We start from the raw sequence: 23,339 nt of genomic DNA on the forward strand, positions 1-23,339 counted from the left end.
GGCGCCCCGGTGTGGTGCGGCGGCATGCTGGAAAGCGGCGTGGGCCGCGCCCACAACATCCATCTCTCGACACTGCCGGGGTTTACCCTACCCGGCGATACCAGCAGTGCCAGCCGCTACTGGGAGACGGACGTGGTCAACGAGCCGCTGGAGGCGACGGACGGCGTCATGCCGGTGCCCCCAGGGCCGGGCATTGGGGTCACGCTCAACCGGGACTTTGTGGGGCGGAGAGCAGAGTTGCAAGAGGAGTACCGGGCTTGAACGAGCAAGACCGCCGGTCCTTTGTGATCCGGGACGTCACGGACCCCTGGGCGATGCGCGCGCTGGAGGACGTACAGGTGCAGGCCTGGGGCTACAGTGACCGGGAAGTCCTGCCGGCCACCATGTTCCGCATCGGGGCCCATACCGGCGCGGTGGTGTTGGCGGCCTATCCCCTGGACGACCCGCAACGTCCCTTTGGTCTGGCCTACGGCTTCCCGGCCCTGCGGGGAGGACAGCTCTGGCATCACTCGCACCTGCTGGCGGTGCATCCCGACTGGCGCGGGTGTGGAGCGGCGGTGGCGCTCAAGCTCGCGCAGCGGGCGCGGGCCCTCGCGCAGGGCCTGACGCGCATGACCTGGACCTTTGACCCCCTCGTCGCGCGCAATGCCCGACTCAACCTGGGCAAGCTGGGAGCGCGGGCGGTGAGTTACCACCCCGAGTGGTATGCCCTGGGCCCGTCGCGCGAGAGGGCCTTTCCTGCTGACCGCCTGATGATCGAGTGGGACTTGACGCGGCCCCACGCCGAGCGCCCCGCCCCGCCGCCACAGGGGGAGCGGGTGCTGGAAGCGGCGGGCACCGCGCCCGGCCCGGTCACCCTCGCCCAGGAAGCCCCCAAGCTGCTGGCGGAGGTACCCACCCAGGCCGAGCAGCTCTCAGAGGAGGACCGGCTGAAGTGGCGCTATGCCCTGCGAGAGGCGCTGGGCACGTACCTGGGCCGCGGCTACGCCGTCACCGACTTCGCACGGGAGGGCGACCGGGCCTTTTACGTGCTGACCCGGTCCCCATGAGGGGGTCTTGCATCCTCGCTGGACGGCACCTGCCCAAAACGAGCATCCCAGTGGGGATGCCCGCTTGGTAGACCACGAAGGCTCAGTAGGTGGCGTTGAAGAACGCGGTGTCACTCACCCAGTCCTGCTGAGGAATGGGTTGATCAACCGGGTTCACGACGATGCTAAGCGCCTGGGCGAGCTGCTGACTGCCCTTGACGTTCACCTGCGCGAAGGGCTCACCCGCCTTGAAGGAGCTGAGCTCGGAAAGGTCAAGCGGGCGGCGGCTGGCAACGACAAGCACCTTGTTCAGCCCGGCGGGACCGCCCACATGAAAGACGAAGTTGTCACGGGCAGAGGGGAAGATCCGCACCTCACCCTTACGCAGGAAATTGCCGCCGCTGCTGAGGGAGTTGGGAAGAATCTGATCCACCGTACCGTCCGGGCTCACGCTGAAGAGGTACACGTAGGCATCCTCGTTGACAGAGACCGACACGCGAATGCGGTCGCCGATGCGGTAGTTCGGCGTGCGCGTGCCGCTGGGGTCGCGGTCGACCCACACCCGTGCGGACAAGGCGGTGGGCACAGGGTTCACGATGATGCTTTGGGCGCTGAGCTTGGGGGCAGCCAGGGCAGGCGTCGCCAGGGGAGCAATCAGGGAAGCGGTCAGGGCGAGCAGGATGGCGGGCTTCTTCATGGCGTCTCCTTCAGCGGAAGCACCGGCAAGCCAGAAGCGTCTAGGCACGGACAAACCGGCGTCACTGCTGGCTTCAGCCTAGGCCCGCCCGTCTGACGCCGGGTGAAGCGCAGCTGACGGAACGTGAGCGGGAGCAGGATGAACCCTCATACGGGCAGCAACAAGCGGAGGCGGAACCTTTCCCGTTCCGCCTCCGCTGACGCTGTATGGCTGGGGCACAAGGACTCGAACCTTGACTAACAGTTCCAAAGACTGCTGTGCTGCCATTACACCATGCCCCAATGGCGCAGGCCTGCGAAGTATAGCCGCGTGCCGCAGGAAGGGTCAACTGCCCGGCACGGCAGCGCGGCTTTCTGGCTCAAGCACGGTCAGGCCCGCGTACTTCAGCAGCAACCGCTTCTGGCCTACGCCGGGAAAGTACACCAGCACCTCGCGCCGCTCACCCTGATAGAACCCCTGGAGAAAGACGCCTTCACCGAACTTGGCGTGGCGGAGCCGCAGGGGACCGGTGGTGCTGACCGCGCGCTGCAGCTCACGGCTGGGGATGCCCAAGCGGGCGCTGACCTCGGGCAGGCTGAGGCCGTACAGGTCGAGCAGTTCGCGGGCTTGTAGCGGCCAGGAGGGGGGCAGAGCGGGACGCTCGGGCAGGGGGGCTTCGGGTTCGGGCGGGGACGCGCTCTCCACACCCAGCAGGGCTTCCAGAAAGGCGCGGGTGGCGTGCTTGTCGGTCGGCCGCCGCTCGCCACTGCTCAAAAAGGGGGCGTAGCAGCGGCTGACGGCGATGCACTCGTAGCAGCCGTGCGCCTCCTTGCAGCACGTCTTGGCCGTCAGGTCCAGCGCCCGGCGCAACAGGTCGTTCATATTCTCAAAGGCGCGCCGGGAAACGCCCAGGCCGCCCAGCCAGTCGTCATACAGAAAGAAGTAGTTGTCGCGGTCTGCCCGAAAGGCCCCGGCCAGGTCGTTCTCATCGCAGGCCACCCGCTCGGGCGTGAGCTTTTGCAGCAGGTGCTTGAGGGTATGGGCGACGGCTGTGGGCTGTTCGGTGGCGCGGGCGTCTACACCGATCTCCAGCGCAGAGGTGCGAAAGGGCGGGAGCTCGAGCGGTTCCTCGTAGAGGTGCTCAGAGAGCTTGTGGTCCTGCATGCGGTCCTGGATTCGGCCCCCGCAGGCCCGGCAGACGCGCTCGGTCGGGTCAGGCTCACGGTCACAGCCGGTGCAGACGCGTTCGAAGACCTGGCGCATCATCATGTAGCCGGTGTAACGGCGGCGAATGACAACCTCACCATGGCGGTAGGCCAGGGGTCCGCGCCGCACCCACTCGCCCATCTTCACCGGGTTGACCTCGATGCTGTACAGGCCGCGCGTAAAGAGGTTGGCCGCATCGAACCTCTGCACCAGAATCGCCGTTCCGGCAGGGTGTTCCTCCCAGCGCGTCACCTTGTAGCCCTGCCCGTCCAGCGTAAAGATTGCCCCCTCATGCTTCTCGGTCAGGGCGTAGTGCTGGCTGGGAGACTCAAGGGGCGCGTCGCAGGCGCGGATGCCTTTCTGTACCCACTCGGCCTCCTCCACCACCGCGAACTTGGCACTCCCCTCGCCGCGCAGATTCCAGTAGCTCGGGCCAGGGGTCAGCTCGGCAGGAAGCCCCGCGGCCCGAAACTCCTCGTTCGCCCGAGCGCGGTGACGGGGCGCAAGGTAGGGGTTTTCAGCCTCCACCACGGCCTTTTCGATAGGGCCGGTGACAAGCTCGCGAAAGTTCTCGGCGTTGGAGTAAAAGGCGTCTACAGGCTGCGGGACCCCCTGCTCGTTGAGGGCGGGGAGGTAGAGCACCAATCCCGGCGCCACTCGCCCCGCACGGCCCGCCATCTGCCGAAAGGCCATCCGCGACCCGGGATAGCCGTCAATGATCACCACTTCCAGGTCACCGATATCCACCCCGGCTTCGAGCGCGTTCGTGGCGAACATCACCCCGCTTTTCGCCCGGCGGAACTCGGTGAGGCGGCCCTCGCGGTCGGAGGTTCCCGCCATGTAGAGGTGAACGTGGTTGCGAAACGGGGCCTGCGCCCGGTAGGTGGAGTACAGCCGCGCGGCCCGCGAACGGCCACGGAAAAAAGCCAGCACCTTGAGGCCACGCTCAACGCTGGCACTCACCACCGCGTCCCAGAAGCGGCGCGGCTGCCCGCGGTGATCCGCGAGGTAGTAGCGTTTGCCGTGCCGGGCGGCGCCCGACTCGCTGACCTGCGCGGCCTCTACGCCCACCAGTTCCCGCGCGAATTCGGCCGGGTTGCCGATGGTGGCGGTGGAGAGCACCACCTGAGGGTTTGCCCCCAGCGCCCGGGAGAGCCCCAGCAACCGCCGCAGCATCCCCGCGACCTCGGAGCCAAACCCGCCCCGGTAGGTGTGCGCCTCGTCGAGCACGACAAAGGCGAGCCGCCGCAGAAAGTCCCGTACGCGAGGCTGGGTGAGGGCCCAGTGCAGCTTGTCGGGCGTGGCCGTCACCATCCGCACGTTCTCGCGAAACACCTCGTTCGGCTGCGCTCCTCCCTGAAAGGCTCCGATCTCCCAGGCGAAGCCGCCGCGCCCGCAAAAGGCACTCAACTTGTCGCGCTGGTCCTGCCCCAGCGCTACCAGGGGATAGATGAAGAGGGCCGTCGCCCCCGGATCACGTTCCAGCCGCTCGAAGACCGCCGGAAAAAAGGCCCCCGTCTTGCCGCTGGCGGTCGGGGTGGTCAGGATAACGTGCTGACCGTCACGCATCAGCCGGTACGTCTCCGCCTGGTGGCTAAAGACTTCTGGGAACCCGAAGCCGCGGGCCACCGCCGGGGACCAGCCCAGTTCTTCCACCTTCAGCGTACGGGCCGCAGCCGCTGCCTCCTCGTGCAGCAGGACCGCGCCACCCCCCAGGATATCGCGCAGGAATCCCTCCAGACGGGCGTAGGGGGAGCGGGGGGAAAACACGCCCCCCAGTGTAGAGCGGTGCGGGCGGGGAAGGGGCAGCACGCTCTACATTGGGAGCAGGGACCGGAGATCAGGCGGGCTGAACCTGGGGCGTTTCGAGCGCCTCGCACGCTGGAGTTGGCCTTCTTCCTGCCTACATCACGCTGTCACTGTCCCGCAGCAGGACGAGCGCCTGAAAAGCGGCGGGCAACCATTCTTCCTGCGGGTGCATCGCCTGGGGCGGACAGGAGCGGACGCAGGCCAGGCAACTCGTGCAGGCCGAGAGGTTCAGGAGGAGCCTCACGCCGCCTTCCGGCTTGCGTTCACGGGTGATCGCTTCGGTGGGGCACACGTTCGAGCAGACGGGACAGTCGATGCAGCTGTCGTCCACCAGAGGGGCAGGCCAGTGAACCCCCGCCTCCGGGGGCGGCGCGGGCGTGAGGGTGCGGACCCGCCAGCGCCATTCCTCGGGCACGCGCTTCTCGGGATCACTCCAGTCCACAAAGGGCAGGGGCCGCTCGGGCAGGGCTTGGGCGACCTGCTGCCGCCCTGCCCGCAGAAGCTGGGCGAAGGCCCCGCGGCGCGAGACGCGCCCTGCTTGCTGGCGGTCTTCCGGCGTGGCAGGACGCACGTTGACCTGGGCGGGCTGCCCCGTGGCGGCCCGAAGCTCCTGCGCCTCCTCCACCACGCGCCGCACCCGCTCGGGCACATCGGGCGCCCCCACCGAACACCCCGCACACTCCCCGTGCAGCAGGGTAAGGGGGATGCCCCATGCCCCCGCTGCGGACACCAGGGCAGGTGTGACCCGGCCCAGACAGGGAAGGGTTGGACCCCCCGCGCCGCTTTGCGAGCAGGCGAGGCTGGCCGCGCCTTCCCCGCTCTGCCCCGCGTCGCGCACGCTCTGCAGGGAGGCGGTGAGGTCGTACTCCAGCGCGCCGGAGGGGCAGACCTGCACACACAGACCGCAGCCCGTGCAGGCCTGGGGATCGATCTCGACGCTCTGTCCCAGGGGACCGAGGGTGATCGCCTGATGCGGACAGGTGGCGTGGCAGGCGTCACAGCCCCCCACCGCCTGCCGTTCAAGCAGGCAACGCGGCGCCGTGTAGCGCGGCACAGGATTCCCGTACTCGCCCAGCCGCTCCAGCACCCCTCTCAGCATGGGCGGAGTCTAGCGGGCGGGCGGGGAGACAAGTGGAAGCTCGAACAGGCTCTCGTCCAGCAGGGCATCTACTCCCCGCACCACCTCTTTCGGATGCGTCCAGTGCAGCTGATGACCGCCGTCCGGCAAAAGACGCAGCTCGGCCTGCGGAAGGGCCGCCGCCAGGGGAACGGCATGGACCTGGACCGGGGCCAGGCGGTCATGCACACCTGCCAGGATGACGGCGGGCACCCTGAGCCCGGAGTAGGCGGGCACCAGCCGAGCGAGTTCCCGGGGAAGCGTACGGTTCTCCCAGGCCAGGGCGTGCACCTGCGCACGGCGGCGCGAAAAGGCCAGCATCATCGCGTGCCAGGCGGGGGGAACGGGCTGGGGATAGAAGGCGCGGGCACCTTCGATCCGTGCGACCAGGCGGCCCAGCGGCAGCAGCAGCACCCGCGTGAGCAGCGTTTCCAGCACCGGCACCAGCGGCACGTAGGCGAGTGGCCGGGTCAGGCCCGGAGCAGGAAACGCGGTGGGTGCAATCAGGACCAGCGCCCGCACGCGCTCCGGATGCGCGGCCGCAAAGGCGAGCGCGACCGCCGCCCCGTAGGAATGGCCCAGCAGTGTGACGGGTTCCCCACTGGCCAGCGCGTCCAAGACCTGCCGTAGCCGCCGCACATTCACCTCCACGGTCACGGGCGAACCAGCGGGAGCGGGGGTGTGGCCGTGGCCGGGCCGGTCGGGCGCGATCAGGCGTGTGTGCCCGCTGAGGTGAGCCCACAGGGGCGAGATGGGCCAGTCCAGAGCTACCCCGTCGCTGCCGTGGATCAGCACCAGGGGAGGCCCACCGGGGGAGCCCCCCTCGATCACGTGCGTGGGGCCATCCGGGAGGCGCAGGATTCGTCCGTGCGGCGGGTAGCGGCCCTCGTTCTGCCGAGTACGCACGTGGGTGAGCAGCGCTCCCAGGCCAACCGCGGCGGCCAGCAGCAGCCGCTGGCGCATCGTCAGGATCACGGGCGGCGGGTGGGGACCCGCAGGGTGATGAAGAGGATGCCCGCGAGGCCCACCAGGCTCCAGGCAAGCTGGCCAAACAGGACGGGAATGCGCGGCAGGCTCACGGCAACCGCCAGCGCGATGCAGGTGCAGGCGATCCACTTGGCCCGCAGCGGCATGCCGCGCCCCTCACGGTAGTCGCGCACGAGCTGGCCCACCACCGGGCGCGACAGCAGCCACGCTTCCCACTTCGGGTTCCCCCGCGCAAAAGCACCGGCGGCCAACACGAACCAGACGGTACCGGGCAGACCAGGCAGGATCAGCCCCAGAACGCCCAGGCCGGTCAGCACAAACCCCAACGCCACCCACAGGGGCCGGACAACGGGAGGAGACGACTCTTGCATCTGCCCAGGGTAGCCTCAGGACAGCGAAAAAGGAGCATGCGTCACCGCGTCGTGGATACGGCCGGTGTGCCCGCTCAGAAAACCGCCGTCGTACCCGCGCCGCCAGGCCATCAGTTCCGCGAGGATGCTCAAGGCCACCTCCTCGGGGGCCTCTGCACCCAGGCGCAGGCCGATCGGCGAGCGCAGGCGCGCAAGCTGCTCCGGCGTCAAGGTGACGCCCTCCTCCGCCAGGGCACGCAGCAGGTCCTCGGCGCGGGAACGGGGACCAAGCACACCCACGTAATCCGCCCCCGACCGCAGGGCATGCGCGAGGCAGACGCGGTCGCGGTCGAGGTGGTGGTTCATCACGATCAGGTGGGCCCGCTCTCCCGGCGTGAAGCGGTGCAGGTCCTCGGGGGCGAGGTTATGCAGCGTCGCGCCGGGGAAACGAGCGGACGTGAGGTAGGCGGGCCGGGGGTCAATCACGTGCACGTTGTACCCCAGGGCGTACGCCTGCGCCGCAAGAGGGACCGCGTCGTGCCCCGCGCCATACAGCACGAGCTGCGGCGGGGGGACATTGACATCGACAAAGACCGGCGTGCCGTCCGGCGCGGCGAGGGTGGCCGCGCGCGGCTCGCGCAGCCCCAGCCGGGACCGAGCCGCCTCCACGGCAAAGGCGTGGAGCGCCGGGTCCGGTAGCTGCCCCGTCACCCCACCGGCGGGCGTGACGAACAGGCGCCCTCCGCCATCCAGCGGGACAGCCAGCGCGGCGGCCTGCTCCCTGTCCAGTGCAGCGAGCCACGCCGCAGTGACCGGATCGGTCGCGTCCACCCGCTCTACCCACACGTCCACGCTGCCCCCACACCCGATCCCCAGACCCCAGGTCGCGTCCTCGGAAAGGTCGTAGTGGGTCAACACCGGGCGACCCGTGCGAATCACCTCCAGGGCGACCTCCACCACCTCAGCTTCCAGACAGCCCCCCGACAGCATGCACACCTGCGCCCCGTCCTCCAGCACCAGCATTCGGGTGCCCTCGCGGCGATAGGCGCTGCCCCGCACGCCGACCACGCTGGCGACGGCCGCACGCTGTCCGCGGGCCAGGGCGGCGTTGAGCGCCCCCAACAGGGCGCGAGTCTCGGCGGCGTTCACGTTGCTTTTAGTCTGCCGCGCCCAAGCATGGGGGGCAAGCCTTGTGCCCTCCGTCTCCCTTAAAGCCCCCCTCACCCGCCCCACGCACCCCGGCGCGAGAATCACTTCATGCTGGATGACATCCTGAACCGCGTGCGGCGCGGGGCCGAGCGGGTTCAGCGCCGGGGCGAGGAGGTGGCGCAGACCGCACGGCTGCGCGTGGAGGTGTTTCAGCTCACCCGGGAACTCGACACCCTCTATGCCCGGCTGGGCCGCTCCTACCACGCGGGCGCTGATCCCGAGGTGCTGGGCGGCCTCCGCGAAGAGATCCGCCGGGTCGACGAGGAAATCCAGGCTCGTGAGCGCCTGATAGAGGAGCTCTCCTCCGCCCGGACAGAGGAAACCGAACGGGCTCGGGACAGCGCCGCCCTCCCTGCGGCGGATCCGCCCCGAACGGTTCCCCTCTCCCCCACTTCTGAACCGAACACGCCTGCGGCTGTTCCCCCGCCACACGAAGACTCCCGCGAGCTGTAGAGGCCCGCGCCGCCTTTCCCCGACCTTATAGGTCGCGGCGGCTGAATTGCCACATCGCCACCAGCACCGCCAGCAGCGCATAGGCAGCGGCCCAGAGGACCAGCCCCGGCGCTACGGGCCCGCTGCCCCAAAAGGGGTTCGCCTCGCGCGTCATCTCACCGAACTGCCGCACGATCTCCGGTTGCAGGTAATAACTCGCGCCCAACCATAGGGCGTTGGTGGGCATCAGTGTGTTGGCGACCTTGGCCAGGGTGCTCAGGGTGGGCGTAGCGGCGATGCTGCCCAAAGCCCCTAGGATGCCGCCTGCAAATCCCACGCTGTACAGCACGAACACGCCAATGCCGTTGGCCAGCGTGGTGAGGAGGGTGCTGCCCAGCACGGTGAGGGCCGTGACCAGCGTGATCGCCAGCAGAATCAGGGCCAGGGCGGGTACGGGCGCAGGGGGTAGAAAGCCCGTGATCGCCCAGACGCCTGCGAGCAGCGCCGCACCCACCAGCGCCACGTAGCAGACGTTCACAGCCGTGAACCCCAACCAGCGCCCCAGCACGAGCTGCGCGCGGCTGATGGGGCGGGCCACCACAGACTGCATCACACCGCTCTCGACGTCACCGCTGATCGCCCCCACGCTGGACAGCACCGCCATCAGCACGCCCAGGAAATAGACCAGGTACATGCCGAACATCGCCGCGTACATCACAGGGAGGTTGGCCACGCCCGTTCGGCTGCGCTCGTCCAGACCGGCGTCCAGTGCCCGCTGGTCGAGGCTGAGTTCCAGGCGATACACGCCGTACAGGTAAAACCCCAAAAACGCCGCGGTCAGCAGCAGCAGCACGAGCACCAGCCGCTTGCGCACCGCCTCACGCAGGGAGAGTTCCGCCAGCAACAGGACGTTACGCACGAGCGGCCTCCTGGGGCCGTGGGGCTTCGGGCGTCTCCTCGATCAGCTCCAGAAACAGCGTTTCGAGGTCCGGGCGGCGCGGGATGAGGGCATAGAGCCGAACCCCGTGCGCGTGCACAGCGGCGGCCAGGGCAGGAAGGTCGTCCTCGTTGGCCAGCCATAGGGTCGCCTCAGCGCGTCCGGGGCGGTTCGTTTCGGTGTGGCGCAGCTCTCCGAGGCGGGCCAGGGTGGCGAGGAGGTCGGGAGGCAGCCGGTCTACCCGCAGCTCCACCGGCAGCGCGCCGCCCATCAGGTCCCGGAGGCTCCCCTGCGTGAGCACCCGTCCTGCCTTCACGAAAGCCACCCGGTCACAGACCTGTTCCACCTCCGAGAGCAGGTGGGAATTGAGAAAGACGGCCACGCCCTCCCCGCGCAGCCGCTCGATGATTCCCCGCACCTCCACGCGCCCGATGGGGTCGAGCGCACTGGTCGGCTCATCCAGAAACACCAGGCGGGGACGCGCCAGCAGAGCTCCGGCCAGCCCGATGCGCTGCAGCATCCCCTTCGAGTAGCCGCCCAGCGTCTCCCCCCCCCGCCCGCCGAGACCCACCAGGTCCAGCACCTCGGGAACTCGCGTTCGCAGCTCCTGCGCCGCAAGGCCTGCCAGGCGCCCGTGAAACCGCAGGAACTCTTCGCCCGTCATCCAGGTCTGGAAGCGGAACTGCTCGGGCAAAAAGCCCAGGCGAGCGCGCACGGCGGGATCCTGCGGTGAGCCGCCGAGCACCCGCAGCGCGCCGCTGCTGGGATGCACCAGGCCCAGCAGCATCTTGACGGTGGTACTCTTGCCTGCTCCGTTTGGCCCCAGAAACCCGAACACCTCTCCCTCCTCGACCCGGAGGGTGAGGCCATCAACGACCGCTCGTCCCCGGTAGACCTTGCGTACGTCCTGCGTCTCGATGGCTGCCACCCGGTCAGCATAGAGGGCCCGGTCGCGGCGGACATGCTTCTAAAGATGGAGCCTCTCGTGCACCCGGGCCGAAGAGACCAGCGCAACTCCCCCCGAAACGTCAAGGCGGGGTGATAGTTCGGCAAGGGTCCGTTGAACAAAATACTCTACATGAAAGTGAATCGGCCTGTGGAGCCGGTGCCCTTGCCGCCCGACGCTCCACCCCATCTGCGTGACGCCCTGGCCCATGCGGCACCGGGAGCGCCGCGCTCGGCGGCCTACCTCGCGCTGGCTCGGCACTACCGCAACCATTCGCTCAGGACGGCGCTGCCCCTGGCGCAGGCGGCCCTGGACTGGGCGCTGAGCGCGGGTACCCCCGACGCGACGGTCGTGGCCCTGGCGGGGCTGGCCTCCATTGAGGTCACCCAGGGAAAGCAGGAGCAGGCGTTTGAGCACCTCGCACTCGCGCTGGACCTCGCGCAAGAGCACGCCCTGCACCACCTGGAGGCACAGGTGAGAAACACGCGGGCCGTCGCCCGGCTCACCGCCGGAGACGTCACGGGGGCGCGGCGAGACCTGCTGGACGCCCAAGCCCTCGGCCAGGCGAGCGGTGACGTGATGGACCAGGTCAATGCCCACATCAACCTCGCGTACCTGGCCAACCTCTCGGGCCACCACGCCGATGCTCTACACCAGCTCAATCTGCTCGAAGAGCTGCTTTTCTCGCTGCCCGAAGAGGAGCAGCTGGCCGTCCGGCCCTACCTCCACGAGAACCGCGCCCACATCTACCTCAATCTCGCGCGGCGGGCCCGTGAACGCGGACGCCCGGACGCAGAAGCCGAGGCCCGTGCTCGTACCGCAGCGGCCATCGAGGCAACCCGCGCGGCGCTCGCACGCTTTCCTGACCGCCTGCTCGCCCTCACCACCGAGGCGCACGCTGCTCGGCTCGCGCTGCTGGAGGGCGATTTGGAGCGGGCGCAGCGGCACGCGCAGGCCTCCCTCGACCACCACCACGAGGTGGGACAGCGGGTGTATCTGGACGCTCACCTAACCCTGGCGGAAGTCAGCGAGGCGACCGGGCAGCTTCTGCAGGCCCACCAGCAGTACCGCGTCGCGCTGGACCTCGCCCGCCAACAGGGCCGCCACCGCGAGAGCCAGGCGGTCTTGGAAGCCTTGACCCGTCTCTACGAGCAGGAAGGCGATCTGGCCGCTGCACTGGCCACCTGCCGTGAGGCCCTCGCGAGCGCGCAGCAGGCCCTGGCCCAACTCGCGCACATCGAGCAGCGCAACGACGACCTGAGCCGCGAACTGCGTCTGGCCCGCGCCGAGGCGAATACCTGGCAGGAGAGCGTGCGCCGCGCCGAAGCCCAGGCGCGCCAGGACCCCCTCACCGGCCTGCTGAACCGCCGGGGCTTGCGAGACGCCGTAGCGCAGCTGGAGGGCCAATCGGGACCGCTGCTGGTGGCCCTGTTCGATATCGACCACTTCAAGGCCGTCAACGATCAGCACTCCCACATGGTGGGCGACGTGGCCCTCCAGGCGGTGGCGGCGCGCCTCAGCGCCCACCTGCCCGCTGGCAGCCTGCTTTCCCGCCACGGCGGCGAGGAATTCCTGCTGGTGCTGCCCGGGGTAGATCCCGCCCAGGCCCCCGCGCTGGTCGAGCGCCTGCGCAAAGCCGTGGCCAGCCACACCTGGCCTGACCTGCCCTGCGGCCTGCGGCTCACGGTCAGCGCCGGCTACGCCCTTGCCGCAGAAGCAGAAGAGGCGGCCTTCCGCGCGGCCTTGGAACAGGCCGACGAACAGCTCTACCAGGCCAAGCAGGCTGGGCGCAACCGGGTGTCTCCACCGGTTCGCGTTCCGGGACCGGGCTGCACAGCCCCGTAAAGCGGAACCCGGCGACCCCTACCAACAGAGCCGAAGCGGCGGCTCCGGCTCTCGGCATTCTGCTGCGGCTTAACGCGTCAGGATCTCGTCAATCCGGTGCAACACGTCCTCGGACAGCTTCACGCCCGCCGCCTTCACGGTGTCCTCGATCTGCCCCACCTTCGTCGCGCCGGTAATCACGGAGCTGACGCCCTTTTGCCGCAGAATCCAGGCTACGGCGAGCTGCGCACGGGTGAGGCCCAGCTCGTCCGCGATGGGTTTCAGGTCGCGGACCTTTTGGATGTTCGCCTCGGTGAGGAAGTTCTGGCCCCAGTTCTCGTTCTCGGTGAGGCGCGCGCCTTCGGGGCGGCCCTCGTCGTACTTGCCGGTCAGCAGGCCCATCGCCAGAGGGCTCCACACCACCAGGCCGACGCCAGCGCGCTCGGTGTAGGGCAAGATCTCCTGTTCCACCCGGTCCCGGCGCAGCATGGAGTACTCGGGCTGCTCGGTAACGGGCGCGTGCAGACCGTGCGCCCGGGCAAACTCCACCGCCTGGGCGATGCGTGCCGCCGGCCACATCGAGGTCCCCCAGTACAGGGCCTTGCCGTCACGAATCACCTGGTCAAAGGCCAGCACGATCTCATCCATGGGCACGTTCTCGTCGTAGCGGTGGGCAAAGTAGATGTCGACGTAGTCGGTACCCAGGCGCCTAAGGCTCCCGTTGATGCTCTCGAGCACGTGCTTGCGCGAGAGGCCGCGGTCGTTCACGTCGTCACTCATCGGCCAGTAGACCTTGGAGGAGATCACGAGCGTGTGCCGGGGAAGCTCACGCAGCACCGCCCCCATCATCTCCTCGCTGCGGCCCCGCGCGTACACATCCGCCTGGTCGAAGAAGTTCACGCCTTCCTCGTAGGCCTTGAGGACGATATCCCGCACCATCTGCTGGTCGTTCACCGAGTGCCCAAAAGTCACCCAGCCCCCCAGCGCCACTTCCGAGACCTTGAGGCCGCTTCTGCCGAGATTGCGGTATTCCATGCCCAGTACTTTAACTCTCAAAGCAGGGAAGGCGGGCAGATTGAGGCGGAGTTAAGGGGGGTCATTCCACCAACCTTTTCCGCCGCTGCTCCGCGTACCAGTGTGGCTGCGTGCCGTCCAGGTCAGTCACGCTGTACAGGTCGGCCAGCTCGCCCACGTCTAGGATGCGTCCGGTATGCCGGGAAACGTCCGGGTCAGCGGCCAGGGCCACGATGCCCCGCGCGGCGTAGTGGGGGGTCTCGGTCTGCCCGGCCAGTTCCTCCGGGGTGTGGTGCTGGAGCATCAGTTCCGTCCGCATCCAGCCGGGCGCAACGCCCACCACGCTGATCCCGGTGTCCCGCAGCTTGTGGCCCAACGCGTAGACCAGGCGGTTCTTGGCCGCCTTGCTCACCTCGTAGAGCAGCCAGCCCGGCGGCTCGTCGGTGTGCCAAGTGGTGGAGACGATCAGGCCGCGCCCCCGCTTCCCCATCAGGTATTTCAGCGCCAGCAGGCTGGTGACGTAATCGCTGTAGGCCCCGACAAGCAGCATGTTCCGCAACTGCTCTAGGGGTTCGTCCCAGACTTCTACCCCGCCGCCCGCCCCGGCTCCCCCCTCGTGCGCCCCCCAGGCGTTGTTCACCAGCACGTCCAGTCGCCCATACGTGTCCGCGATGTGCCGGATGACGGCCTCGACCTGTGCGGGGTCGGTGTGGTCGCACTTCAGGGGCGTGGCCTGACCACCCGCGGCGCGGACAGCGTCGGCGGTGTCATCCACCGTCGTCTGGGGCAACGCCGGGACCGTGCTGTGCCCGCGCGTGCTGCGTGCCGTGGCGATCACGTGGGCACCCGCCGCTGCGAGCTCTAGCGCGGCGGCGCGGCCCAACCCACGCGAGGCGCCCGTCACGAGGGCAACCTTCCCGGCCAGAGGTGGCTGCTGGCTCATCTTCCCCTCGTTCATGCTGCCCCTCCTGCTCTGCCGCCCGATGCACAACCAGTGACCGGGGACCCTCTCCCAGCCCCCGGCAAACCGCACGTCACCGCTCGCGGCGGGGGGCGTCTCCCGGCGGCTCGTCGAGCGCAATGCTCGCCATCAGGACCACCTGATCACCGCGCTGCTCAACCTCCACGTTGCTGCTGCCCGCCGGGAAGTAGCGCTTGACAACCTCCAGCAGGTCGTTGCGCAGGGCGTCCACTTTGCCGGGCGGAATCTGCGCGCGGTCATAGGCCAGCACCAGTTCGAGTCGGTCTTTGAGGGTGTCCTTGCTGCGGCGCTTGTTCAGCCACGAAAACATGTCAGGCCCCCCCGAACAGACGGCGCCAGATGGCCCAGAAGCCGCGGTCTTCTTCGAGCTTGGGATACGGCACGTCTTCCCCTCGCAGGCGCCGGGCGGTGTCGAGGAACGCCTGTCCGGCCTTGGTCTTGCCCAGCACGGCGGGCTCACCCACATTGGTGCTCACCAGAATGCCGTCATCCTCCGGAATGATGCCGATGGGCTTGACGCCCAGGATCTCGAGGATGTCTCCCTCGGAGAGCATGTTGCCGCTGGCGACCATCTTGGGGCGCAAGCGGTTGATGATCAGGCGGATTTCGCCCACCTGCTGCGCCTCGAGCAGCCCGATAATACGGTCGGCGTCGCGCACGCTGGAGACTTCGGGATTCACGACGACGAGGGCGCCCTGGGCGGGGGCGGCGGCGGTTTTAAAGCCCGACTCGATGCCGGCGGGCGAATCAATCAGGACCCGGTCAAAGCGTTCTTCCTCCAGCAGCTGCCGCACCACGTCCTTGAACACCTCGGGGTCGAGCGCCTCCTTGTCGCGGGTCTGGGAGGCCGGAAGCAGGTAGAGGTTCTCGACCCGCTTGTCGCGAATCAGGGCCTGGGGCAGGCGGCACTTGCCTTCCAGCACGTCGATCAGGTCAAACACCACTCGCGATTCCAGGCCCATCACCACGTCGAGGTTTCTGAGGCCCACGTCGACGTCAATGACGGCGACCTTCTCGCCCAGCTTGGCGAGCGCCGCGCCGATGTTCGCGGTGGTCGTGGTTTTGCCCACGCCCCCCTTGCCCGATGTGACGACGATGACCTTGGCATTCATGACGGGGAGCAGTGTATCAACTCGCCCTCCCCAAAGCGGGAAACCCGGCCCCAACGCGACACGCTCTGGTCTGCTGACGCGGCGTGGGCTCAACCCCTGGGAGGAAGCCGGGGAGGTGTGACGCCCGCCCTATCCTCCCCCCGTCCCATCCCTGTACACTGCTGGGCCGAGTCTCGCGCCCGGCGTGTTCCCACGCGGCGGCGCGTCCGCGTGGAGGAATACCGATGACGAGGATCAAAGAACCGCTGCCCACCGTGGCAGTCCCCAAAGTTGGGTTTATCAGCCTGGGCTGTCCCAAGGCGCTTGTAGACAGCGAACGAATCCTTACCCAGCTGCGGGCCGAGGGCTATGAGGTCGCGCCCAGCTACGAGGACGCGCAGGCCGTGATCGTCAACACCTGCGGCTTCATCACCCCGGCGGTCGAGGAGTCGCTGAGCGCGATTGGCGAGGCGCTCGATCACACCGGCAAGGTGATTGTGACCGGCTGTCTGGGCGAGCGCCCCGAAAAGATTCGGGAGCGTCACCCCAAGGTCGCGGCGATCACCGGCTCGGAAGCTGTCGACGAGGTGATGAGCCACCTGCGCGAGCTGCTGCCTATCGAGATGGATCCCTTCACCGGGCTTCTTCCGGTGGCCGCGCCCGGTATGCGCCCGGGGGACGCCCTCGCGCCGAGCGTCAAGCTCACGCCCCGGCACTACGCCTACCTGAAGATCGCGGAGGGCTGTAACCACACCTGCTCCTTTTGCATCATCCCCAAGCTGCGCGGACGGCAGGTCAGCCGCGACGCGGGAGCGGTGCTGTACGAGGCCTATCGCCTGATCGCGGGGGGCACCAAGGAGATCATGATCATCTCGCAGGACACCTCGGCCTACGGCGTAGACCTCCGCCACCGCCCGTCTGAGTTTCAGGGGGGTCAGGTGCGCGCTCACCTCACCGATCTGGCCGAGAAACTGGGGGAGATGGGGGCCTGGGTGCGAATGCACTACGTCTATCCCTACCCGCATGTCGAGCGGATCGTGGAGCTGATGGGCCAGGGCAAGATTCTGCCCTACCTTGACGTGCCCCTCCAGCATGCCTCGCCCGCCGTCCTGAGGCGGATGCGGCGACCCGGCGCGGGCAAGCAGCTCGAGACCATTCGGCGCTGGCGCGAACTCTGCCCGGACCTCGTGATCCGCTCCACCTTTATCGTGGGCTTTCCCGGCGAGACGGAAGAGGACTTTCAGCTGCTCCTCGACTTCCTGGAGGAGGCCCGGCTGGACCGCGTGGGCGCCTTTCCCTACTCGGACGTGGAGGAGGCGGACGCGAACGCCCTTGACGGCGCGCTGCCCGAGGAGGTCAAACAGGAGCGCTTGAGCCGCTTCATGGCGGTCGCCCAGCGAATCAGCGCCGAGAAGCTCGCCGAGAAGGTTGGCCGCGTGATGGACGTCATCATCGACGAGTTCAATGACGACGAGGGAGACGCCCCCGGTACTCGCCTGATCGGGCGGACGAAGGGGGACGCCCCCGGCATCGACGGGCAGGTGTACCTGTACGCGGGCGAGTTCGCGGGCCAGGTGAGGCCCGGTGACATCGTTCAGGCCCGCATCGAGGACAGTGACGAGTACGACCTCTACGGTGAGGTGGTGGCGCGGCCGGAGTGGCGGCCCAACGTGCCGCAGCTCGGGCACTTCGGGCGGCACTAGGCGGGGGCGCCGACCCCGAGCGAAGCATAGGGCGAGCGGGTTTCAGCTCGGCAACCCCTCGCCCAGCAGGTAACGAATCACGTCCTCGGCGGTGTAGCCGGGTTTCCAGGCGGCGAGTTTCACCAGGTCGTCCCCACTCGTCAGCAGGGGGGGCTCTACCTCACCGCCCTTCTGAATCTGGGCGTACCCGGCGTCGGCCATCAGGGCGTTACACAGGCACTTGCGGCCCACCGTGTCTTCCAGCTTGCCGCCCTTTTGCACATACGTCTCGACCGGCTCGGCCGAGCAGCGCAGGCCGGTTTTTTCGCCGTCCCAGTACGCCTCGCGCAGGTAGCCGATGTCGCAGATGCGGGTGCGGGCCCCGTACACCTCCGGTTCAGACAGGGTGCCCGAGAGCTGCACGACCTTGAAGGGAAACCCGGTCGGCGAGGCGAGGGGGTCGGTAAAGACGCTCGCCTCACCCGCCCGAACCGCGGCCAGCGCGTAGTCCCGGGTTTCGGGACGCAGGCCGCTCTCCTGACAGTAGGCAAAGAGGGTGCCGACCTGGATCCCCGCTGCTCCCTCGGCGAGCGCGGCCTGGAGCGCTTCCGGCGAGCCGCTGCCGCCCGCCAGCCAAAAGGGCAGGCCGATGCGGCGCATCTCCTCCAGGTTGGCGATGTCGCGCTCAGTGTAGATCGGCTGCCCAGTCTCGTCGTACGTGACCTGGCCACGCGGCGGCGCGTTATGCCCCCCGGCGGTTGGGCCCTCGATCACGAAGCCCTGAATGCTGCCTGTCGCCTTGCGTGTGAGCACGCCCGCCAGCACGTGCGAGGAGATGATCGGGTAGAACTTCGGGCGGTGCAGGCTCACGCCGCCGAAACCGAAGTCCGCCGGGTCCAGGGTCAGAGGCACGCTGGCAGACGGCCCCTCGCCCTTCACGTCCAGCCGGAAGGTACCGGGTTCACCCGCGGCAAAGGCGTCAAGCACTCCGGGAATCTCGCGCGGAATCCCGGCCCCCATAATCACGGTGTCTACCCCCGCCAGCATCGCGCCGTACAGGGCGGGCATGGTATGCAGTTGCAGCTTGGTGAGGAGGTTCAGGCCAACCGGGTTGCTGTGGCCCTCGCGGGCCAAAAAGACCTCTGCAAAGCTTCCCAGGATGGCGAGTTCCCAGGCGGGCTGCTGCCGGGTCAGGGTGGGCAGCGGCACTCGCTTGTAGGGCTGCCCGGGCGGTCGGCCACCCTCCAGGAAGTAGCGGTCAACCACCCGCCGCGCCCGCTCCTGATCGGGAAAGTGGGCGAGCGCGCGGCGAATGTGCCCGCCGGGGTCACCGTCCTGAAGGCGGCGGACAAGCAGGTTGTCAATGCCGGTGCCAGACACCACACCGAGCTGTCCGGTGCGCGAGACGGCCTGGGCCAGCACCCAGTTGGAGATGGCCACGCCCATCCCTCCCTGAATGATGCGCGGCAGCGGCGCCGGCTGGGGGGAAATGGGCGGGGTGGTCAGCGGGATGGGTGGAATGGTCATGGTGAGTCTCCGAAGTGGGCAGGAAGCCCAGAAGGTGTCCAGTGTTGGCAGACAGTCTGAGCGCTTTTCACACTGGGGCCCTGCGGTCGGTACACGGTCAAAAAACCGCTTGGGGCAGGACCTTGTAAGAGGCGGCCGCGTACACTTCCTCCGTGAGCCCCGACCTTCTCTTCGTGCTCCTGGCGGGCGTCCTGGGCCTGCTTGTGGGGTCGTTCTCGAACGTGCTGATCTGGCGGCTGCCGCGGGGGGAGAATGTCGCTTTTCCGCCCAGCCACTGCCCCCACTGTGCGCACCGCCTGGCCCCACGCGACCTGGTGCCGCTGGGCTCCTGGCTCAGCCTGGGCGGGAAATGCCGTTACTGCCGCGCGCCCATCCACTCGCGCTATCCGCTGGTGGAGCTGTTGACCGCTCTGGGCTACGCGGCGATTGCCGCCCTCTTTCCCTTCACGGCCTTTGGTGCGGGCACACTCGGGCTGATGCTGCTCTTCACACTTCTGCTGGTGGCGAGCGTGATCGACCTTGACACCTCCACCATCCCCGACGAACTGACCCTGCCGGGTGTGGCGCTGGGCCTCGCCTTCGCCGGGCTCCATTCGGCCACTGTGGGGGAAACGGGCTTACCAACCTTCGGTCAGGCCCTGCAGGGAGCGCTGCTGGGCGCCGGCCTGCTCGTCACCATTGACCTGCTGGGTTCCTGGGTGTTGCGGCGCTTCCGCGAGCGGCAGTACCCCGAACAGCCCATCGGCTACCAGCAGCTCAGCCTTGCCCTGCTGGCGGGCGCCTGGCTGGGGCCGTGGTGGGGCCTGGGTGCGGCGCTGCTGTCCGCCGCGGGCAACGTGGCCGCACGCCGAGTGGTCCGCGTCCCAGAACGCCTCACCCTGAGTGGCTTTCTGCTCAGCCTGCTGCTCGGAAGCGCGGGCTTCGGTCCCGGCCTGATCCTGATGGTGCAGGGGGCCCTGACGGCAGCGGGCGCAGCAGCCCTGGTCGCGGGCGTGTACTGGTGGCTCCGCCGCACACCGGAGGCGGAGGAGGACACACCGTTTGACCCCTCTGCGATGGGCTTCGGGGACGTAAAGCTCGCTGCCGTGATCGGCGCCTTCCTGGGGTGGGAGCGGCTCCTTGTCGCGGTCGTGGTCGCCGTCTTCGCGGGAGCGGTGCTGGGCCTCGCGCAGCTCGCCCTGCGGCGCGAGAACCGGGTCAAGTTCGGCCCCTACCTGGCCCTTGGCGCTGTAGCGGCGCTGCTGTGGGGTGGGGAGCTTGTGGCCGCCTACCGGGGACTGCTGGGGCTATAGACAGAAGCGGCGTCTTCCTCCTCGGTCCGGGGAAAGGGGGCATGGGCACCGCCGCGCCGAGGCCGCGGACCGGCGGGAACAAGCACTCCCGCGCCGTCATCCTCGTCGTCTCGGCGGTGAGACGAGCCCCCACGCGGGAACACGGCAACTCCTCGAAAGCGCGCGACCCAGCGCACCAATCCCTTGAAAAAAGCGTCGGCCATGCACCAGCGTACTCGCCCGCGCCCGGCGTCAGTGTGTATCCGGCACCGCCACCACGGTGACGCGCTGCTTCTGGCGCAGCCCGTTCAGGCGCACCTCGGCCAGCGCCGTGACCTCGGTCCCCAGCGCGTCCGCCGCGTCCTGAGCGGCCGTCTGCACAAAAACTCCAGGTCACGCACAACCGCATGCCCAACAAAGGTGTCGATGTAGGCCTCGAGGCTAAAGAGCTCCAGCAGCCGTTCGCCCGCCACGTAGCGCAGCGTGAGCGTGCTGCCCGAGGCGGGGTTACGAGTCACCGGACACAGCTCGGGCAGCTCAAGAATGTGTTCGACGACCGTGCTGAGGTGGGGCCGCGCGTTGGGGATGGTCTTGATGGAGGAGCGCCCGCTCATACGAAATGGCGGTGAGCCCTCGACGAACTCGGCCAGACTTGCAAAGCTGCGAAGCAGAGGGAGCAGCAAAGAAGACCGACTGGCTTTGAAGGAAGACCCTGGGGTGCTTTCCCGGATGTTCTGGAATCAGAGCCAGTCGGTCTCATGGGGTCGCGGCGTGGGCAGCCCGGCGTACCCGGAGGGCGAACAGGGCGGCGATGGCGTACTTGGCGAGGATGTCCGCAAAGATGATCTGGGCGATGTCGCGCGGGCTCATCTCGCCCCAAAAGGCCAGCAGCGTAAAGAGGATGGAATCCAGGGGCACGCTGACGGCGTTGCTGGCAAGCACCCGTGTCCACCAGCTTTTCTCGAGCAGGCGCTGGTACACGGCGGTATCGCTGAGTTCTCCAACCAGAATCGCCAGGAACGACGCGCCGATAAAGCGCCAGGGTGTGCCGGTCAGGAGCGCGGCGAGCGTGTTCACCAGCAGGGCCAGGGCGATGGCAACGTAGACGGCCCGCAGGCCCCCCACGCGGTGAATGCGGTCACGCAGCGTGAACACTGCGGCAAAAAAGATGGTCCCCACACTCAGCAGCCCGAACACGGGAAGCGGGATGAACTGGTTGAGGGTCAGGTTGGCAAGCAGGATGCTCGCGGCATACAGCGCGATCAGCAGGCCCACTGGGCGGCCAGCAACGAAATAGGTCATGGCGTCTTCCTCCAGCCGCGGCGACAGAACAGGTCGCGGGCCGCCCCAGAGGGTAGCAGGTACCGGCGGGGAAAAAGCGTGCTCAGCCTTTCGTACGGTCCACGGGCGGCGTCAGCGGCACGGCCCGCAACAGCTGCGCCAGCCGCAAAAAGGCCGCGTCGTGCGCCGGGTTGGTCCAGGCGGGCGACTGCACCAGCAGCAGCGCCGTGACCTGCGCGGGGTCAGGCAGACCGTCCGCGGGCCGGGCCATCCGCGCCAGCGTCACGCGCTCCAGCACGTCAGGCGGCAGGAGGGAAGCGAGTTCGGCGCGGGTCCGGTCCAGGTCGTATCCCTCCGCAACCGGCAGGCCCGCGTGCCAGTCGGGATAGAGACAGGTGTAGCGGGCCATTCGCCCGGCCTGCAACGCCAGCCCCGCCCAGTTGCCCGGCCGCACCCGCGTCCCGTCCCCGCTGAGGCTCGCTAGGTCGTGGTGGCTATCCACATTCAGTACAGGTTGCCCGGGCCAGGCTTCCAGCCAAGCCCAGGCATCGGCATGCGTAAGGGTGACGGCTGCGGGCACCCCCGCGTAACGCTCCAGCGCCTCCCAGCCGGAATAGAGGGGAAAGTCCGCGTCCAGGGCGGTCCAGCCGGGGGCCTGCGGATCACGTTTGTGGGCACGCACCCGCCAGGCCCCCCAGCGGTCATCCTCGCGGTCGCGGGTGCCCCAGATGGGCGCGTCAAACACCAGCTCGCGCGTACCGGAAAAGGCGTCCCAGTCGATGCTGAGCAGCATAGGCAGGCCTCTACGGGGCGGCCTCTCTCCAGCGCTCTTCGCCCACGGTCACGCTGTACCGTCCAGGCTGAGTTGGTCCCTCAGGCGCGTGGCGCGGCCCCCCAGGCAGCAGGGTGCGCCGTTCTCGGCCGCTTCGTGCCCGCACTCGCGCAGGCAGTTCCCGGTACAGCGCCCTGCCGATCCCACGCCCTCGCCACTGGGGGCGGACGCGGAGGTTCCGCTCCTCGCAGGCGAACTCGTCACGGCTGGCCCAGCCCACAGCGACGACGCGTCCTTCCACCTCCGCGACCTTGGTCAGGAACAGAGCGGGGTCAGCGGCCTTGTCCCACGCCCGCAGCCGCTCGGGTGTGACGGGCCATGTAGGGTCGGAAGCAGACAGAAGCGCCGCCACCCCCGGGAAGTCGCCGGGCTGGTGGAGGTCACGGAGAACAAAGCTGGTGCCCACAGCTTTATCCTGCCGCAAGGGGGCAGCAGGAGTGCACCGACCACAGCGCCTATCCTGGGGCGCATGAGCGAACCCATGAAGCTCCTCCTGATCGTGCCCCATCCGGATGACGAGGTGTACGGGGCGTCCGGCACGCTGATGGACCTGCTTGACGAGGGGCACCGCTGCGGCCTGGTCACCCTCACACGCGGCGAGGCAGGGCGCACGCTGGGCCTAGCGGAGGGCCCGGAGGAACTCGCGCGGATGCGCGCCGCCGAACTGCGGGCCTGCCTGGACGTGATTGGCCTGAGGGTGCACGAACAGCACGAGTTTCCCGACAAGTTCCTCCAAGACCAGCCCTTCGGCCCGCTGGTGGCGGTCGCGCGCGAGGCCATGACGCGCCACCGCCCGGAGATCGTGCTGACTTTTCCCCCCAACGGCAGCAACGGCCACCCCGACCACGTGACCACACACCGCGCCGTGCGGGCCGCCTGGGAGAGCCTGCCGGAGCGCGAGCGGCCTCGCCTGTGGTACTACGCCAGCGACACGCCCCCCGAGAACGAGGCCCTGCGCGCCGCCTGGCTCCGCCCGAATATCCGCCGTGACGTGACGCACCGCATCACACGCAAGCTCCAGGCCATCGCCTGCCACCGTTCTCAGGCCCTGAGCACCGTGGATTTCCTGCGCAAGTTCCCCGAACGCATCACCGAGGAGACGTTCCACGAGGTCGGACGAGCCTAGAAACAGAAAAAG

24 protein-coding genes and 1 tRNA gene (1 of these 25 only partly in view) are annotated in these 23,339 nt (G+C 68.5%); 7 read left to right on the forward strand and 18 right to left on the reverse strand.

From position 1 onward, the window contains the following. Both menC and EI73_RS07225 read left to right on the forward strand, forming a co-directional pair. Nucleotides 1-261, forward strand: the 3' portion of a protein-coding gene (gene menC / locus EI73_RS07220; RefSeq protein ID WP_034385531.1) for an o-succinylbenzoate synthase. 849 nt of this gene lie to the left of the window's left edge; only the last 261 of its 1,110 coding nucleotides appear in the window; its start codon lies beyond the left edge, outside the window; it ends in the stop codon at nt 259-261. A 53-nt stretch (nt 262-314) separates the two neighbouring features. After that, nucleotides 315-1,049, forward strand: a complete 735-nt coding sequence (locus EI73_RS07225; protein WP_051935575.1) for an acyl-CoA acyltransferase — start codon at nt 315-317, stop codon at nt 1,047-1,049. 82 nt (nt 1,050-1,131) lie between these two features. On the opposite strand, the gene EI73_RS07230 is transcribed toward EI73_RS07225, so the two are convergent. The 7 genes from EI73_RS07230 to EI73_RS07260 form a co-directional block, all read right to left on the reverse strand. Next, complete coding sequence (locus EI73_RS07230) at nt 1,132-1,725, reverse strand: DUF4384 domain-containing protein (RefSeq protein ID WP_034385535.1); 594 nt, start codon at nt 1,723-1,725, stop codon at nt 1,132-1,134. 207 nt (nt 1,726-1,932) lie between these two features. Continuing rightward, nucleotides 1,933-2,006, reverse strand: a tRNA-Gln gene (locus EI73_RS07235). Nucleotides 2,007-2,049: 43 nt separating this feature from the next. Continuing rightward, entirely contained in the window at nt 2,050-4,680 is a 2,631-nt protein-coding gene (locus tag EI73_RS07240) for a DEAD/DEAH box helicase (RefSeq protein ID WP_034387889.1), read from the reverse strand. Nucleotides 4,681-4,813: 133 nt separating this feature from the next. Then, nucleotides 4,814-5,818, reverse strand: coding sequence for a 4Fe-4S dicluster domain-containing protein (locus EI73_RS07245; RefSeq protein ID WP_034385537.1), 1,005 nt, complete (start codon nt 5,816-5,818; stop codon nt 4,814-4,816). 9 nt (nt 5,819-5,827) lie between these two features. Further along, nucleotides 5,828-6,811 carry an alpha/beta fold hydrolase gene (locus EI73_RS07250; RefSeq protein WP_231557303.1) on the reverse strand — a complete coding sequence of 328 codons (984 nt, stop codon included), beginning with the start codon at nt 6,809-6,811 and terminating at the stop codon, nt 5,828-5,830. Continuing rightward, complete coding sequence (locus EI73_RS07255) at nt 6,808-7,194, reverse strand: YbaN family protein (RefSeq protein ID WP_034385539.1); 387 nt, start codon at nt 7,192-7,194, stop codon at nt 6,808-6,810. Before EI73_RS07255 ends, EI73_RS07250 begins: the two co-directional genes overlap by 4 nt. A gap of 15 nt (nt 7,195-7,209) precedes the next feature. Then, a complete protein-coding gene (locus EI73_RS07260; protein ID WP_051935440.1) occupies nt 7,210-8,322 on the reverse strand; it encodes an XdhC family protein in 1,113 nt (370 codons plus the stop codon). 108 nt (nt 8,323-8,430) lie between these two features. On the opposite strand from EI73_RS07260, the gene EI73_RS16525 reads away from it, so the two are divergent. After that, entirely contained in the window at nt 8,431-8,835 is a 405-nt protein-coding gene (locus tag EI73_RS16525) for a hypothetical protein (RefSeq protein ID WP_197050751.1), read from the forward strand. Nucleotides 8,836-8,860: 25 nt separating this feature from the next. On the opposite strand, the gene EI73_RS07270 is transcribed toward EI73_RS16525, so the two are convergent. Together EI73_RS07270 and EI73_RS07275 are read right to left on the reverse strand one after the other, a co-directional pair. Beyond that, the gene (locus EI73_RS07270) at nt 8,861-9,733 is read right to left on the reverse strand and encodes an ABC transporter permease (RefSeq protein ID WP_034385541.1); all 873 of its coding nucleotides are present in this window, start codon (nt 9,731-9,733) and stop codon (nt 8,861-8,863) included. Continuing rightward, the gene (locus tag EI73_RS07275) at nt 9,726-10,679 is read right to left on the reverse strand and encodes an ABC transporter ATP-binding protein (RefSeq protein ID WP_034385544.1); all 954 of its coding nucleotides are present in this window, start codon (nt 10,677-10,679) and stop codon (nt 9,726-9,728) included. The genes EI73_RS07270 and EI73_RS07275 overlap by 8 nt, the downstream gene beginning before the upstream one ends. A gap of 150 nt (nt 10,680-10,829) precedes the next feature. On the opposite strand from EI73_RS07275, the gene EI73_RS07280 reads away from it, so the two are divergent. Beyond that, a complete protein-coding gene (locus tag EI73_RS07280; RefSeq protein WP_034385546.1) occupies nt 10,830-12,542 on the forward strand; it encodes a diguanylate cyclase in 1,713 nt (570 codons plus the stop codon). A gap of 69 nt (nt 12,543-12,611) precedes the next feature. Here the strand turns inward: EI73_RS07280 and EI73_RS07285 are convergent, their stop codons facing one another. From EI73_RS07285 to minD, 4 genes are all read right to left on the reverse strand, one after another. Beyond that, nucleotides 12,612-13,556 (reverse strand): aldo/keto reductase family protein, encoded by a 945-nt coding sequence (locus EI73_RS07285; protein ID WP_034385548.1) that lies wholly within the window; start codon nt 13,554-13,556, stop codon nt 12,612-12,614. 61 nt (nt 13,557-13,617) lie between these two features. After that, a complete protein-coding gene (locus tag EI73_RS07290) occupies nt 13,618-14,493 on the reverse strand; it encodes an SDR family NAD(P)-dependent oxidoreductase (RefSeq protein WP_034385551.1) in 876 nt (291 codons plus the stop codon). A gap of 76 nt (nt 14,494-14,569) precedes the next feature. Further along, nucleotides 14,570-14,827, reverse strand: coding sequence for a cell division topological specificity factor MinE (gene minE / locus EI73_RS07295; protein ID WP_034385554.1), 258 nt, complete (start codon nt 14,825-14,827; stop codon nt 14,570-14,572). 1 nt (nt 14,828) lies between these two features. Next, a complete protein-coding gene (gene minD, locus EI73_RS07300) occupies nt 14,829-15,629 on the reverse strand; it encodes a septum site-determining protein MinD (RefSeq protein ID WP_034385556.1) in 801 nt (266 codons plus the stop codon). Nucleotides 15,630-15,853: 224 nt separating this feature from the next. Between minD and rimO the strand changes: the two genes are divergently transcribed. Beyond that, complete coding sequence (rimO, locus tag EI73_RS07305) at nt 15,854-17,311, forward strand: 30S ribosomal protein S12 methylthiotransferase RimO (RefSeq protein ID WP_034385560.1); 1,458 nt, start codon at nt 15,854-15,856, stop codon at nt 17,309-17,311. 42 nt (nt 17,312-17,353) lie between these two features. Here rimO and EI73_RS07310 read toward each other — a convergent pair whose 3' ends face one another. Then, nucleotides 17,354-18,817, reverse strand: coding sequence for a nitronate monooxygenase (locus EI73_RS07310; protein ID WP_081908980.1), 1,464 nt, complete (start codon nt 18,815-18,817; stop codon nt 17,354-17,356). Between the two features lie 152 nt (nt 18,818-18,969). Between EI73_RS07310 and EI73_RS07315 the strand changes: the two genes are divergently transcribed. After that, the gene (locus EI73_RS07315; protein WP_034385562.1) at nt 18,970-20,109 is read left to right on the forward strand and encodes an A24 family peptidase; all 1,140 of its coding nucleotides are present in this window, start codon (nt 18,970-18,972) and stop codon (nt 20,107-20,109) included. Nucleotides 20,110-20,340: 231 nt separating this feature from the next. Here EI73_RS07315 and EI73_RS16830 read toward each other — a convergent pair whose 3' ends face one another. The 4 genes from EI73_RS16830 to EI73_RS07335 form a co-directional block, all read right to left on the reverse strand. After that, a complete protein-coding gene (locus EI73_RS16830; RefSeq protein ID WP_255344500.1) occupies nt 20,341-20,469 on the reverse strand; it encodes a hypothetical protein in 129 nt (42 codons plus the stop codon). A gap of 375 nt (nt 20,470-20,844) precedes the next feature. Continuing rightward, nucleotides 20,845-21,390 (reverse strand): VUT family protein, encoded by a 546-nt coding sequence (locus tag EI73_RS07325; RefSeq protein ID WP_034385564.1) that lies wholly within the window; start codon nt 21,388-21,390, stop codon nt 20,845-20,847. Nucleotides 21,391-21,472: 82 nt separating this feature from the next. Beyond that, nucleotides 21,473-22,162 carry a hypothetical protein gene (locus tag EI73_RS07330; protein ID WP_034385566.1) on the reverse strand — a complete coding sequence of 230 codons (690 nt, stop codon included), beginning with the start codon at nt 22,160-22,162 and terminating at the stop codon, nt 21,473-21,475. Nucleotides 22,163-22,172: 10 nt separating this feature from the next. Then, the gene (locus EI73_RS07335; RefSeq protein ID WP_051935441.1) at nt 22,173-22,607 is read right to left on the reverse strand and encodes a GNAT family N-acetyltransferase; all 435 of its coding nucleotides are present in this window, start codon (nt 22,605-22,607) and stop codon (nt 22,173-22,175) included. A 63-nt stretch (nt 22,608-22,670) separates the two neighbouring features. Between EI73_RS07335 and EI73_RS07340 the strand changes: the two genes are divergently transcribed. Then, nucleotides 22,671-23,327: a PIG-L deacetylase family protein gene (locus tag EI73_RS07340; RefSeq protein WP_034385569.1), complete on the forward strand. Its 657-nt coding sequence runs from the start codon at nt 22,671-22,673 to the stop codon at nt 23,325-23,327. Nucleotides 23,328-23,339: the final 12 nt, after the last annotated feature.

The organism is Deinococcus sp. YIM 77859 (assembly GCF_000745175.1).
In the GTDB taxonomy this organism is placed as follows: Bacteria; Deinococcota; Deinococci; order Deinococcales; family Deinococcaceae; genus Deinococcus.